Annotated in this window: 13 protein-coding genes and 1 tRNA gene; 11 read left to right on the forward strand and 3 right to left on the reverse strand. The window is 69.1% G+C overall.

The features are described 5' to 3' along the window. Positions 1 to 56: 56 nt before the first annotated feature. Together ACFWQC_RS14705 and ACFWQC_RS14710 are read right to left on the reverse strand one after the other, a co-directional pair. Positions 57 to 132: transfer RNA gene (locus tag ACFWQC_RS14705), tRNA-Gly, on the reverse strand. 50 nt (positions 133 to 182) lie between these two features. Continuing rightward, complete coding sequence (locus ACFWQC_RS14710; protein ID WP_378678991.1) at positions 183 to 965, reverse strand: SGNH/GDSL hydrolase family protein; 783 nt, start codon at positions 963 to 965, stop codon at positions 183 to 185. Between the two features lie 37 nt (positions 966 to 1,002). Here ACFWQC_RS14710 and dcd point away from each other — a divergent pair, with 37 nt between their 5' ends. Together dcd and ACFWQC_RS14720 are read left to right on the forward strand one after the other, a co-directional pair. Beyond that, complete coding sequence (gene dcd, locus ACFWQC_RS14715; RefSeq protein WP_141794788.1) at positions 1,003 to 1,578, forward strand: dCTP deaminase; 576 nt, start codon at positions 1,003 to 1,005, stop codon at positions 1,576 to 1,578. A gap of 7 nt (positions 1,579 to 1,585) precedes the next feature. Beyond that, positions 1,586 to 2,551 (forward strand): serine/threonine-protein kinase, encoded by a 966-nt coding sequence (locus ACFWQC_RS14720; RefSeq protein ID WP_378678995.1) that lies wholly within the window; start codon positions 1,586 to 1,588, stop codon positions 2,549 to 2,551. Here the strand turns inward: ACFWQC_RS14720 and ACFWQC_RS14725 are convergent. Beyond that, complete coding sequence (locus ACFWQC_RS14725) at positions 2,548 to 4,491, reverse strand: VWA domain-containing protein (protein WP_378678997.1); 1,944 nt, start codon at positions 4,489 to 4,491, stop codon at positions 2,548 to 2,550. The two genes, ACFWQC_RS14720 and ACFWQC_RS14725, sit on opposite strands and share 4 nt — an antisense overlap. Positions 4,492 to 4,571: 80 nt before the next feature. Between ACFWQC_RS14725 and ACFWQC_RS14730 the strand changes: the two genes are divergently transcribed. The 9 genes from ACFWQC_RS14730 (at position 4,572) to ACFWQC_RS14770 (ending at position 12,808) form a co-directional block, all read left to right on the forward strand. After that, a complete protein-coding gene (locus ACFWQC_RS14730; RefSeq protein WP_378678999.1) occupies positions 4,572 to 5,075 on the forward strand; it encodes a DNA-binding protein in 504 nt (167 codons plus the stop codon). Positions 5,076 to 5,112: 37 nt separating this feature from the next. Continuing rightward, positions 5,113 to 5,715, forward strand: coding sequence for a DNA-3-methyladenine glycosylase I (locus ACFWQC_RS14735; RefSeq protein ID WP_378679001.1), 603 nt, complete (start codon positions 5,113 to 5,115; stop codon positions 5,713 to 5,715). A gap of 106 nt (positions 5,716 to 5,821) precedes the next feature. After that, entirely contained in the window at positions 5,822 to 6,853 is a 1,032-nt protein-coding gene (locus tag ACFWQC_RS14740) for an iron-siderophore ABC transporter substrate-binding protein (protein WP_378679003.1), read from the forward strand. Then, complete coding sequence (locus ACFWQC_RS14745) at positions 6,850 to 7,881, forward strand: FecCD family ABC transporter permease (protein WP_378679006.1); 1,032 nt, start codon at positions 6,850 to 6,852, stop codon at positions 7,879 to 7,881. The genes ACFWQC_RS14740 and ACFWQC_RS14745 overlap by 4 nt, the downstream gene beginning before the upstream one ends. Continuing rightward, positions 7,878 to 8,915, forward strand: coding sequence for a FecCD family ABC transporter permease (locus ACFWQC_RS14750; protein WP_378679009.1), 1,038 nt, complete (start codon positions 7,878 to 7,880; stop codon positions 8,913 to 8,915). Before ACFWQC_RS14745 ends, ACFWQC_RS14750 begins: the two co-directional genes overlap by 4 nt. A gap of 16 nt (positions 8,916 to 8,931) precedes the next feature. Further along, positions 8,932 to 9,747 (forward strand): ABC transporter ATP-binding protein, encoded by an 816-nt coding sequence (locus ACFWQC_RS14755; RefSeq protein ID WP_378679011.1) that lies wholly within the window; start codon positions 8,932 to 8,934, stop codon positions 9,745 to 9,747. A 1-nt stretch (position 9,748) separates the two neighbouring features. Continuing rightward, entirely contained in the window at positions 9,749 to 10,702 is a 954-nt protein-coding gene (locus ACFWQC_RS14760) for a siderophore-interacting protein (protein ID WP_378679014.1), read from the forward strand. 83 nt (positions 10,703 to 10,785) lie between these two features. Further along, positions 10,786 to 12,516, forward strand: a complete 1,731-nt coding sequence (locus ACFWQC_RS14765; RefSeq protein WP_355017728.1) for a sodium:solute symporter family protein — start codon at positions 10,786 to 10,788, stop codon at positions 12,514 to 12,516. Positions 12,517 to 12,526: 10 nt separating this feature from the next. Beyond that, a complete protein-coding gene (locus ACFWQC_RS14770; protein WP_355017676.1) occupies positions 12,527 to 12,808 on the forward strand; it encodes a hypothetical protein in 282 nt (93 codons plus the stop codon). Positions 12,809 to 12,821: the final 13 nt, after the last annotated feature.

The raw sequence follows: 12,821 nt of genomic DNA on the forward strand, positions 1-12,821 counted from the left end.
TTGGATCGTGCAAGTGAACTGAAACTGGCCGTGCCGAAAGGCACGGCCGGAATCATTGGAGCGGACGACGAGATTCGAACTCGCGACATCAACCTTGGGAAGGTTGCGCTCTACCAACTGAGCTACGTCCGCAGGTGCGACCAGGATGTTACCCCACACACCCAGCCAGGTGTGAAACCGGTTCAGGAAAGTCGTGTCATCTGGGGATAGCGGGCCGACAGCCCGTCGCCGGCGGGGCCGCGGAGCATGCGGCGTACGGCCCAGGGGAGTGCTCGAGCAGCGAGTCGCCGGACCTCGCGGATCGGGCCACCCACGCTCGCTTCCTCGATGACGACCAGCGGTTTCGGGGTGGGCAGGTGGTGGCGTACGCCGAGGGTGTCGAGGACCTTGATCGCCATCAGCTGGTGGCCCGGGGCTCCCAGGAAGCCGTGGCCGTCCCAGTAGCCCGCGTCGTCGTACTCGCTCATCCGCCAGAAGTCGACCAGCGTGGCCCCGCGCCGCTGCGCGATCTCGCGCACGGCCTCGTTGTAGACCGCGAAGCGTCCGCGGAGGAGTCGCCCGACGGTGGACGCTCGCGCGCCATAGGCGGTGAAGACCACCACCTTCGCGCCGGTCTCGACGAGCTCGCCGATCGCCGACTCGTAGGTCACGAGCAGGGCGTCGATGTCGACGTGCGGCCACATCAGGTCGACCGATCCGCCGTAGATCGTCACCACGTCCGGCTCGAGCGCGATCGCCGCTGCGACCTGCTCCTTGACGATCCGGTCGATCCCGCGGCCGCGGACGGCGAGGTTGGCGTAGCTGAACTCGGGGGTCCGCTCGGCCATCACCTCGGCGACCCGATCGGCCCAGCCGCGTACGCCGTTCGGGCGACGTGCGTCGGTGTCGCCGACGCCTTCGGTGAAGGAGTCGCCGAGCGCGACGTACCGGCGATAGCCGCCGGGGATCAGCGCATCCAGTGCCATGGCTCTGATTCAACCGGATTTGGACTAGATTTGCCCCGTGCTGCTCAGCGACAAGGACATCCTGACCGAGATCCACGACGGAAGGATCGTCATCGACCCCTGGGACGAGTCGATGCTGCAGCCGTCGTCCGTCGACGTACGTCTGGACCGGTTCTTCCGGGTCTTCGACAACCACAAGTACGCCACGATCGACCCGGCCGTGGACCAGTCCGAGCTCACCCGGCAGATCGAGACCGAGGGTGACGAGCCGTTCATCCTGCACCCGGGCGAGTTCGTGCTCGGGTCGACGTACGAGACCGTCAGCCTGCCCGACGACATCGCGGCGCGCGTGGAAGGCAAGAGTTCGCTGGGGCGTCTCGGGCTGCTCACTCACGCCACCGCCGGCTTCGTCGACCCGGGCTTCTCCGGCCATGTGACGCTCGAGCTGGCCAACGTCGCAACCCTGCCGATCAAGCTCTACCCGGGGATGAAGATCGGTCAGTACTGCTTCTTCAGGCTCACCTCGCCGGCTCAGAACCCCTACGGCAGCGAGAAGTACGGGAGCCGCTACCAGGGCCAGCGTGGCCCGACCGCCTCGCGCAGCTTCCAGAGCTTCCACCGCACCAAGATCTGAGCGGCCGGTGGGAGAGGTCTTCGCGGGGCGCTACGAGCTGCTGGAGCCCATCGCGGAGGGAGGGATGGGCGCGGTCTGGCAGGTCCAGGACCGTCGCGAGGGCGACATCAAGGCCGCCAAGCTGCTGCGTCAGCGCGATGCCGCCTCCTTGCTCCGGTTCATCCGCGAGCAGGCCACCCGGATCCACCACCCGCACGTCGTGACCCCGCTCGGCTGGGCCGGCGAGGACGACAACGTGCTGTTCACGATGCCGCTGCTGCGCGGTGGCTCGGTCGCGATGCTGCTGGGCGACTACGGCGCGCTCTCCGAGCAGTGGGTCGTCGCGGTCCTCGACCAGACGCTGGCGGGTCTCGAGGCGGTGCACGCCGCCGGTGTGGTGCACCGCGACGTGAAGCCCGGCAACCTGCTGCTGGAGGTGACCGGCGCGGGCGTCCCGCACGTGCGGCTCTCCGACTTCGGGGTGGCCGTGCCCGCCGACCAGCCGCGGCTCACCGAGGCGAACGTGATGATCGGTACGCCGGGCTACATGGCCCCCGACCAGGGCTTCGACCCCGACCCCCGTGACGACCTCTACGCCACCGCGGTCACCGGTCTGCACCTGCTCACCGGGACGAGGCCGCCGCACGATGCTGCGTACGTGCCACCGACTCCGCTGGGGCGGCTGCTGCTGCGCGCGGTCGGCGAGGATCGCGCCGCCCGGCCGCAGTCCGCGGGGGAGTTCCGGCAGCTGCTTGCCCAAGCCGCGCCCGCGCGGCCGTGGGAGCCCGGCGAGATCGAAGTCTTGGACCAGTACGCCGCCGGGCGCACGTCGCCTCCGCCCCCTCCGCCGCCTCCGTCGACGCCTCGGGACACCCGGGAGAAGACCGCGATCCGGCGTACGAAACAGCACGACGACCGGCCGGTGTGGCCGATCGTCGTGCTGGCGCTCGCCGGAGTCCTGCTGCTGGCGGGCAGTGCGTTCCTGCTGAGCTAGGCGCGCCGCCTCCGGATCAGCAGCACCGCCGCCGCAACGAGCGCGGCGATCCCGAGCCCGGCCCCGCCGATGCCGGCGACCAGCTTGATGGTGTCCTCGGACGCCTCGGCGTCGTCGGTGCCGGTCCCGTTGCTCGCCTCGTTCTTGCCGGAGCCACCCGAGCCGTCCGGGAGCTCGGCGCCGTCGGCTGAGTTCAGGTTGAGGTCGGCGGTCGGCGGCGTGAGGCCGGAGACCTTCTCGTAGTCGGGCTCGCCGGCGCCGTCCTCGCCGACGGTCTCGATGGTGAGGGTGTAGGGCACGTTGATGTTCTCGTCGAGCTGGTACTGCACCCGTACGTAGTGGACACCCGGCAGGCCGGTCGAGGCCTCCGCGTCGGCGTAGTCGAATCGGTTGCGGTAGGCGATGACGTTGGAGAGGGTGCCGGTGCGCCAGGCGTCCGGGCAGTTCTGGAGCAGTCCCGTGGTGCACCAGCTCTCCGGCGACTTGCTGCCGAGGTCGACCGTGGCCTCGCCGCCGAGGGGCCCGATGACGTCGAGCTCCACGCCCGCTCCGAGTCCCCACTCGCGGCGGAGCGCGTCGGTCATCCCGGCATCGAACTGGGCCTGTAGGTGCTGGCCCCAGCCGACAGGGACGCCGATGACCTGGTTCTCACCGGGATTGATGTCGAAGGAGTACGTGCCGTCCTCGAGGATCGGCGCGTTGGCGATCGCGCTGCCCGGGACGATGTCGCTGGTCGGCTCGACCGGCGACAGGTCCGTCCAGGTCGGCTCCTCGGTCTGAGGAGGCAGGGCGTCGAGCGCGGCCGCGCTCACCGGTGGCTCTTCGTAGACCATCAGCTGGACCGGCTTCCCGGCGATCGCACCGGTGTCCTTGCCGCCTGACTTGGTGTCGAAGAACAGCTCGTCGGCGGTGTTGCACGGTGCCTCTGGGTCGGTGTCCGCGCTGTGGGTCGAGCCGAAGATGAGCCGGCTGCCGTCGCCGTGCGTCGTACTCTGCACGACCGCCCGCCGGCACGAGGTGAGGTCGCCGTTCTCGCCCTCGACGCTGATCTGCGCGTTCAGGTTGCTGACCAGATCCTCGGACTCGCCCTCGAAGATCAGGCCGAAGTGCACGGTGGTGCCCGGCGCGGTGCGCTCGAAGCGGTAGTAGCGCTCGCCGGTGGTCTGGATCGTGTCCAGGTACTGTCCCGTCTTCACGACGGGTGCGTCGGCGACGTCCGGGGTGCCCTTCACCGGTGTGCCGGTGAACTCGAACGGCCGCAACGCCCGCTGCGAGGCGCCCGAGATCGACTCGCCGATGCCCTCGGCGTCGTCGGCGTCGTAGTAGGTGCCGTTGCCCTTCTCGGCGATGCACTCCAGCTGCCTGCGGGCCAAACCCTCGACGGAGAGGCCGACGACGTCGATCTGCAGGTCGATGCCCTGCTCGGCGATCGCCTGCGCTGCCGGACAGGGGTCGCCACAGGTCGACTCGCCGTCGGAGACGAGGACGATCGACCGCTTGCCCTCGGCACCGATGTCCTCGGCGGCGCGCTCGAGGGCAACCGGGATCGGGGTCTCGCCATAGGGTTTGTAGCCGCTCACCGCCGACCTCAGGTCGTCGCGGTTGCCGGTGCCGGGCTCGACGACCAGCTGGGTGTCCTCGCAGGCGCCCTTCTGCTTGCGTCCGAACACCTTCGCGCCGAACACCCGCATGCCCACGTCGGCGCTCTCGGGCAGGTCGTCGATCACTGTGCCGAGCGCCTGTTTGGCCGCCTGGATCTTGGTGCTGCCTCCGCCGGCCGGCTCCTTCATCGAGCCGGAGGAGTCGAGCACCAGGATCATCCGGCCGTACGCCCCCTGGGTCTGCTCCTCGGCGGCGGCAGCGGGGGCGGCGCCGGTGCCGGCCACGGCTAGGGCGAGGACCCCGGCGAGGCCGGTGGCGATGACACGTCCTGTTCGCATGGGCAGCACCCTAGATTCACTAACGTATACGCCGCAAGTACGTTTGCAAACTTCTTGTCTACTTGTGTAGATTGCCGGGCATGGGCGTCGAGGAGAACATCCGGCAGCAGCGCGAGCTGTACGGAGAGCCGCTCGGTGAGCTGGTGCGGCGCGCGACCGCTCCGCTCGGTCTCACCCAGGCGAGGACCGCCACGGTGCTCGGCCTGAGCCCGGCGATGCTGTCGCACCTGATGACCGGGCAGCGGGTCAAGATCGCCAACCCGATCGCGCTGGCACGTCTGCACGCGCTGATCGACCTCGGCGCCGAAGCGGGTGGCCTCACCACCTCCCAGATCAACGAGCGGCTCGACGAGATCCGTGAGCTCTCCTCGGAGCTGACCACCGGCTCCCGTGCCGCGGCCGTCGAGGGCGGTGCGGCGGTGCGCGGCGTACTACGCGCGGTGGCCTCCGGCCGCGAGCTCCAGCAGGCGGTCGACGCCCTGCGCGATGTCGCCCCCGGCCTGGCCGAGGTGCTCCAGATCTACGGTTCCGGGACCGACGAGGAGATGCGCGCTCATTTCGCCTCCGTCCGTCACCTCCTCTGAAAGGCGCTTGTCGGTGGTCGCAGCTAGGGTCGGGTGGATGAGTGAAGCACCATTCCTGGCCCCCGACGGCCAGACGCGTTGCGCGTGGGCCGGAGGGGCGCCGGAGTTCCTCGGCTACCACGACACCGAGTGGGGATTTCCGGCCGGCGGTGACGTACGGCTCTTCGAGAAGATCTGCCTGGAGGGGTTCCAGAGCGGGCTGTCCTGGCGCACGATCCTGAACAAGCGGCCGGCTTTCCGGGAGGTCTTCGCCGGCTTCGACTACCACTTGGTGGCCGAGTTCGACGAGGGTGACGTCGAACGGCTCCTGCAGGACGCGAGGATCATCCGCCACCGCGGCAAGATCGACGCGGCGATCAACAACGCCCGCCGCGCGGTCGAGCTCATCGAGGAGCGCGGGTCGCTGGCTGCGTACGTCTGGGGGTTCGAGCCCGAGCCGCTCGAGGTCCCGGAGGTGGTGGCCACCTCCGCCGCCTCGATCAGCCTCTCCAAGGACCTCAAGAAGAGAGGCTGGAAGTTCGTCGGGCCGACGACGATGTACGCGTTCATGCAGTCGATGGGGATCGTCAACGACCACTCGCTCGACTGCGTGATCCGGGATCGGGTCGAGGCTGAGCGGGTGGCGTTCGTCAGGCCCTGACCGCCCGCTGCGTCGTCCCAAACTCTGGGGGCCGATACCTCGTGGAAACGGGAATGTGTTTAGGCTGTCCTAACTAAGCATTGCCTAACCCGAGGTGGTTCCCCACGTGATCCGTCGTCCCGTACTCATCGCAGTGAGCACCGCGCTTGCTGTCTCCGGCCTGGCTGCCTGCAGCACGGGCTCCACCGACTCCGCCGACTCCGGCCAGGAGTCCACCTCGAAAGCCGACTCGGGTGCCTTCCCGGTGACCATCGAGCACGCCTTCGGCGAGACCAAGATCGAGGAGGAGCCGAAGCGCATCTCCGTCGTCGGGGTCAACGACGCCGACATGCTCCTCTCGCTGGGCGTCGTGCCCGTCAGCATCCCCAAGGTCACCTGGGGCGGCGACGAGGACGGCACCACGCCTTGGTTCGACGAGAAGCTCGAGGAGCTCGACGCCGACATGCCGGCGATCCTCGACCAGACCGACGCCATCCCGGTCGACGAGGTCGCCAAGCAGACCCCCGACCTGATCCTGGCGACCTACTCGGGTATCACCGAGGAGGAGTACAAGAAGCTCTCCGAGATCGCGCCGGTCGTCGCCTACCCGGACCAGCCCTGGGCGACCGCGTGGGAGGACTCCCTCGACATGGTCGCCAAGGCCACCGGTCGCAACGAGCTGGCCGACGAGGTCGAGGCCGACACCCAGAAGCTCTACGAGGACGTCAAGAAGGACACCCCGGAGATCCAGGGCAAGACCTTCGTCTGGGCAGCGCTGTCGACCGCCGACCTCTCCCAGATCCCGTTCTACACGACCGAGGACGCCCGCTCGGACTTCCTCTCCGACCTGGGCATGAAGAACGCGCCGGTCGTCGAGGAGAACACCAAGAAGGGCGAGTTCTTCGCCCAGGTCTCCGCAGAGAAGGCCAGCGAGCTGGAGTCCGACTTCCTGTTCACCTATGCGGTGGAGGACGCGGACGCCGAGACGTACGCCAAGGACAAGCTGATCGGCCAGATCCCCGCGATCAAGGCCGGCCACATGTGGGCCTCGACCGACAACGTCGCCTCGCTCGCCGCGGGCACCCCGACGCCGCTGTCGGTGCCCTACGCCATCGATGAGTTCGTCCCGGGCATCGTCAAGGCTCTCGAGGGTCAGTGACCCTCACGACGACGCTCAACCGAGCCCCGGCCGCGGACCCGCGCGGCCGGGGTCGGTCGTCGATGCTGCGGGTCGTGATCCTGCTCGCCGGTGTCCTCCTGATCGCCGTCGTCGCCTCGATGCTGATCGGCGCGAAGCTCGTCTCCCCGCTGGATCTGTGGCGTGAGGGCAGCGTCGGTCAGGGGATCCTGGAGACCCGGATGCCGCGTACGGTCATCGGGCTGATGGTCGGCGCCGCGCTGGCGCTCTCCGGCGCCTGTCTGCAGGGTCTGACCCGCAACCCGCTGGCCGACCCGGGGCTCCTCGGGCTCAACTCCGGTGCCACGTTCGCGATGGTGCTGGCGGTCTCGGTCTTCGGCATCGGCTCGCTCAACGCCTACCTCTGGTTCGGCTTCGCCGGCGCCGCGGTCGCCGCGGTGCTCGTGCACACCGTCGCCTCCTTCGGCACCGGTGGCGCGACCCCGGCCAAGCTGGTCCTTGCGGGAGCCGCCGTGGCCGCCGGGGTCACCTCGTGGACCACCGCCGTCCTGCTCACCGACAAGGCCACCTTCGACGTGATCCGGCTGTGGCAGGTCGGCACCATCGGCGGCCGCGGCTGGGACATCGTCCTGACCGGGCTGCCCTTCCTCGCCGTCGGTGCGCTGCTGACCCTGGGTGGCGCCCGCACCCTCGACACGCTCGCCCTCGGCGACGACCTCGCGCGCGGGCTCGGACGGCGCACCGGCATCGACCGCGCCGTCATCGGCCTCGGCGTCGTGCTCCTCACCGGCACCGCCACCGCGCTGTGCGGGCCGATCGGCTTCGTCGGCCTGATCGTCCCCCACATGGTCCGGGTCATGGTCGGCTCGGCCTACACCCGCGTGCTCCCCCTCTCGGCGGGCTTCGGCGCCGCCCTCACCCTCCTGGCGGACGTGGTCGGCCGGGTCATCTGGCCGCCCTCGGAGATCCAGGTCGGTGTGATGACAGCCGTCGTCGGCGTACCCGTCTTCGTCTTCTTCCTGCGCCGCGGACGGATGGCTGGACTATGACCGTTACGTCGATCAACCCCACCGCAGTCGTACGCAGCGCCCGGCGCATCCCGCAGCGGCGGTTCGTCCTGGTGGCCGGTGGCCTGGGCTCGGCCCTGTTCGGGCTGTTCGCGCTCCGGGTGCTCGCCGGCGACTACATCATCACGCTGCCGGACTTCTTCCGGATCCTCGGTGGGGAGGAGATCCCCGGCGCGACCTTCATCCTGATGGAGTCGAAGCTGCCGCGGGCGGTCCTGGGCGTGCTGGCGGGAGTCGCTTTCGGCGCCGCCGGCGCGATCTTCCAGTCGACGTTGCGCAACCCGCTGGCCAGCCCCGACATGCTCGGTATCTCGCTCGGGGCGAGCGCGTCGGCGGTCTTCGCGATCGTGGTCCTCTCGCTGAACGGATCGGCGCTCTCGGTCGCCGGGATCATCGGTGCGGTGCTCACCGCCGTCACGATCCGGCTGGTGGCCGGCAGCGACGGTGGTTACCGGCTGGTGCTCGTCGGCGTCACCGCTGCCGCCGGATTGGTCGCCGTGATCCAGTACCTCTTCACCCGCGCCAACGAGTACGACGCCCAGCTCGCGCTGCGCTGGATGACCGGCAGCCTCAACTCGGCTTCCTGGCCGACGATCCGGATCCTGCTCGTCGCCCTGGTGATCCTGCTCCCGCTGGTCGCCTGGACGGTGAAGTCGCAGCGGGTGCTCGAGCTCGGTCCGGACGTGGCCAACGCGCTCGGCGTCACCCACCGCTACGCCGACCTGCTGCTCCTCCTCGCCGTGCTGCTGTGTGCGCTGGCGGTCGCCGCGACCGGTCCGGTCGCGTTCGTCGCCTTCGTCGCCGGGCCGATCGCCCGGGTCCTCAACGGTGGGCGTACGACGATCCTCGGTGCGGCGCTGGTCGGCGCCGTCGTGATGGTCGGGGCCGACTACGTCGCGGCCTACGGATTCCCCGGCACCAACCTCCCGGTCGGTGTCGTCACAGGTGCGTTCGGGGCGCCGTTCCTGTTGTGGTTGCTCGCCAGCGGGCGGGCTGGACGAGCTGGAAGGCGATGACATGAAAGAGGCCCAGATGAGACTCGCTGCGGAGAGTGTGAGCCTCGGCTACGGCGCTGATCCCATCGTCGACGAGGTCTCGCTGGAGATCCCCGATGGCCTGACCACCGTGATCGTCGGTGCCAACGGCTGTGGGAAGTCGACCCTGCTGCGTGGGATGGCGCGGCTGCTCCGGCCCATCTCCGGGCAGGTGGTCCTGGACGGCAAAGCAGTGCACAAGCAGCCCACCCGCGCGGTGGCCAAGACGCTCGGCCTGATGCCGCAGTCGCCGATCGCACCCGAGGGGATCACCGTCGTCGACCTGGTCGGCCGCGGTCGCCAGCCCCACCGGGGCGCGCTGCAGCGCTGGTCGCCCGAGGACGACGCGGCGGTCGCCGAGGCGCTCGAGCTGACCAACACGCTCGACCTCGCCGACCGGATCGTCGACGAGCTCTCCGGTGGCCAGCGGCAGCGGGTCTGGGTAGCGATGGCGCTCGCCCAGCAGACAGATCTGCTGCTCCTCGACGAGCCGACCACGTTCCTCGACGTCGCCCACCAGATCGACCTCCTCGACCTCCTCCACGGTCTTCGCGAGACTCGTGGCACCACCGTCGTGATGGTGCTCCACGACCTCAACCTGGCCGCCCGCTACGCCGACCACCTGATCGCGATGAGCGGCGGAAAGATCGCCGCCACCGGCACGCCCGCCGAGGTGGTCACCGCCGACCGCGTCGAGCAGGTCTTCGGTCTGGAGTCCCAGGTCATCGTCGACCCCGTCTCGGGCACGCCGATGGTCGTCCCCATCGGACGTCACCACCGACCGGCCGCTCACCCCCACGCACAAGGAGCCTGACATGCCCATCCTCGCCCGCGTCTCGGTGCGCTCCGTCGAGCGCCTCTCCCCGTCCTTCGCCCGGATCGAGCTGGCCGGCGACGACCTGGCCGACTTCGGCAACGACGGCCCGACCCTCGACCAGCGCATCAAGCTCCTCTTCCCGGCCACCCCGGGCGTGCTGCCCGCGCTCACCGCCGAGGACTGGTACACCGAATGGCTCGCCCTCCCCGAGGAGGAGCGCCCGCGGATGCGCACCTACACGATCCGCTCGGTCGAGGGAGAAGCCGGCTCAGGGGAGCACAGTGAGAAGCGTCTGTACGTCGACTTCGTGCTCCACCCCGGCGCTCACGGTCCCGGCTCCGACTGGGCGGGCGCGGCCGAGCCGGGCGACGAGATCCTGGTCGCCGGACCCAAGCTCGGGGAGCCCTACGGCGGGATCGAGTGGCTTCCTGGTGACGCGACCCGGCTGCTGCTGGTCGGGGACGAGACCGCCGTCCCGGCGATCGTCTCGATCCTCGAGTCGCTGCCGGCGGACGCCACCGGATCGGCCTTCCTGGAGGTGCCGGTAGCTGATGACGTACAGAAGATTTCTGCGCCTGAGGGGCTGCAGGTCAGCTGGCTGCCGCGCGAGGGCGCGCCCGTGGGCGGCCCGGCCCTGGCCGCCGTGGGTGGGCTGCTCGGCTTCGAGGCGACGCCCGAGGACGTGACCTCGGTCGAGGTCGAGGACCCGGACCTGTGGGAGACCCCGGACTACTCGTCCTCGGGCGAGGAGGTCGCCGGCCCGGAGAGCGGCGCTGGGGACGGTGCAGGGAACGGTGCTGAGAACGGTGAGGACGGGCGCTACGCCTGGATCGCCGGGGAGTCCCGGATGGTCACCGCGCTGCGCCGTCATCTGGTCAACGAGCTCGAGATGCCGCGCAAGCAGGTCGCCTTCATGGGCTACTGGCGAGAAGGCGTGTCGATGAAGGGGTGACCCAGCGCATTCTCGAGGCGTACGCGTGGTTAAGTTTGGTGCGCCCAATCAAATAGAAGGGTCTCGGAATGCAAGCAAGCATCCTGGCCGCGGACACCCTGATCCAGGCCAACGCGGTCGACTATCTCCTCATCGCGATCTACTTCGCGTTCGTTCTCGGCATCGGCTTCCTGGCCAGCCGCGGCATGTCGAGCTCGGTCGACTTCTTCCTCTCGGGTAGGTCCCTGCCCGCGTGGGTCACCGGTCTCGCCTTCATCTCAGCAAACCTCGGCGCTGTCGAGATCATGGGGATGTCGGCAACGGGGGCGCAGGTCGGGCTCCCCACCGTCCACTACTTCTGGATCGGTGCCATCCCGGCCATGCTGTTCCTGGGCGTCGTGATGATGCCCTTCTACTACGGCTCGAAGGTGCGCTCGGTCCCCGAGTTCATGAAGCGCCGTTTCGGCACCGGCGCCCACCTGGTCAACGCGCTCTCGTTCGCGGTGGCGCAGCTGCTCATCGCCGGCATCAACCTCTACCTGCTCGGCTCCATCGTGCACGCCCTGCTCGGCTGGCCGCTGTGGGTGGCCCTGATCGTCGCCGCGGTGATCGTGCTGTCCTACATCACCCTCGGTGGTCTGAAGGCCGCGATCTACAACGAGGTGCTGCAGTTCTTCGTGATCGTCGCCGGGCTGCTGCCCCTGACGATCCTGGGCCTTCACCGGGTGGGTGGCTGGGACGGCCTGACCTCGCAGATCGAGAAGGCCGCGGCCGCCAACCCCGACACCATCGCGCCGGCCGCCGACCAGCTCAACTCCTGGCCCGGCACCGCCCTGACCGGCTTCTCCTCCGACTTCCTCTCGGTCGTCGGCATCGTGTTCGGTCTCGGCTTCGTGCTCTCCTTCGGCTACTGGACGACCAACTTCGTCGAGGTCCAGCGAGCGATGGCCGCCGACTCGATCAGCGCAGCTCGCAAGACACCGATCATCGGTGCGTACCCGAAGATGTTCATCCCGTTCATCACCATCCTCCCCGGCATGATCGCGGCGGTCCTGGTCACCGAGATCGCCCAGACGAAGGCGGGGGAGTCGGTCGCCGGCGGTGCCTCGGGTGAGGGCGTGACCTACAACGACTCGCTGCTCTATCTGATGGCGGAGGTGCTGCCCAACGGTCTGCTCGGCCTGGCGATCACCGGTCTGCTGGCAGCGTTCATGGCCGGTATGGCGGCCAACGTCTCCGCGTTCAACACGGTGGTGTCCTTCGACATCATCCAGGAGTACATCATCAAGGACCGCCCCGACGACTTCTATGTGAAGCTCGGCCGCTGGGCGACCGTCGCGGCGACGGCCATCGCGATCTTCACCGCTGTCCTGGCGTCCAGCTTCTCCAACATCATGGACTACCTGCAGACGCTGTTCGGGTTCTTCAACGCGCCGCTGTTCGCGACGTTCATCCTGGGTATGTTCTGGAAGCGGATGACCGCGACCGCCGGTTGGGCCGGTCTCGTCTCCGGCACCTTGGCCGCGGTGGGCGTCGGCATCCTCGCCGACGGCACGCTTGGCGGGCTCTCCGTCGGCGTCCTGCCGCTCTCGGGCCAGGGTGCGTCGTTCGTGGCTGCCGGTGTGGCCTTCGGCGTCGACATCATCGTCAGCGTGCTCGTCTCGCTGGTGACCGCGCCGAAGCCGGAAGGCTCTCTGAAGGGCCTGGTCTACTCCGAGACCCCGAGGGAGGACCTGGTGGACCCCGAGGACGCCGGTCGCCCGTGGTGGCAGCGTCCGGTGCCCCTCGCGGGTCTCGCGCTGGTCATGGTCACCATCCTGAACGCGATCTTCTGAGGAGACTGAGATGTCCAGCGAATCGAACACAGCCAAGACCAACAAGGGTTTCCTCGGCACGCTGCTGTCGCTCTTCGACATCCGCAACGTGATCGGGTCCCTGCTCGCGGTCTACGGCGTCATCCTGCTCCTGATGGGCCTGTTCGGCGACCCCGAGGTCGACAAGACCGGCGGGCCCAACGCCAACCTCTGGGCGGGCATCGTCCTGCTCGTCGTCGGGGCCGCCTTCATCGCCTGGGGTGTGCTCCGGCCGGTCGTGCCGGACGCGCCTCATCCCACCAAGGAGAAGTAGCCCGCCCTCCCGG

The organism is Nocardioides sp. NPDC058538, from assembly GCF_042719275.1.
Classification (GTDB): Bacteria; Actinomycetota; Actinomycetes; order Propionibacteriales; family Nocardioidaceae; genus Nocardioides.

What these genes read in the sequence shown, in the direction of transcription:
- ACFWQC_RS14710 (WP_378678991.1), bottom strand. Translation starts at nt 965, where the DNA reads ATGGCACTGGATGCGCTGATCCCCGGCGGCTATCGCCGGTACGTCGCG.
- ACFWQC_RS14725 (WP_378678997.1), bottom strand. Translation starts at nt 4,491, where the DNA reads ATGCGAACAGGACGTGTCATCGCCACCGGCCTCGCCGGGGTCCTCGCC.
- ACFWQC_RS14730 (WP_378678999.1), top strand. Translation starts at nt 4,572, where the DNA reads ATGGGCGTCGAGGAGAACATCCGGCAGCAGCGCGAGCTGTACGGAGAG.
- ACFWQC_RS14735 (WP_378679001.1), top strand. Translation starts at nt 5,113, where the DNA reads ATGAGTGAAGCACCATTCCTGGCCCCCGACGGCCAGACGCGTTGCGCG.
- ACFWQC_RS14750 (WP_378679009.1), top strand. Translation starts at nt 7,878, where the DNA reads ATGACCGTTACGTCGATCAACCCCACCGCAGTCGTACGCAGCGCCCGG.
- ACFWQC_RS14755 (WP_378679011.1), top strand. Translation starts at nt 8,932, where the DNA reads ATGAGACTCGCTGCGGAGAGTGTGAGCCTCGGCTACGGCGCTGATCCC.
- ACFWQC_RS14760 (WP_378679014.1), top strand. Translation starts at nt 9,749, where the DNA reads ATGCCCATCCTCGCCCGCGTCTCGGTGCGCTCCGTCGAGCGCCTCTCC.
- ACFWQC_RS14770 (WP_355017676.1), top strand. Translation starts at nt 12,527, where the DNA reads ATGTCCAGCGAATCGAACACAGCCAAGACCAACAAGGGTTTCCTCGGC.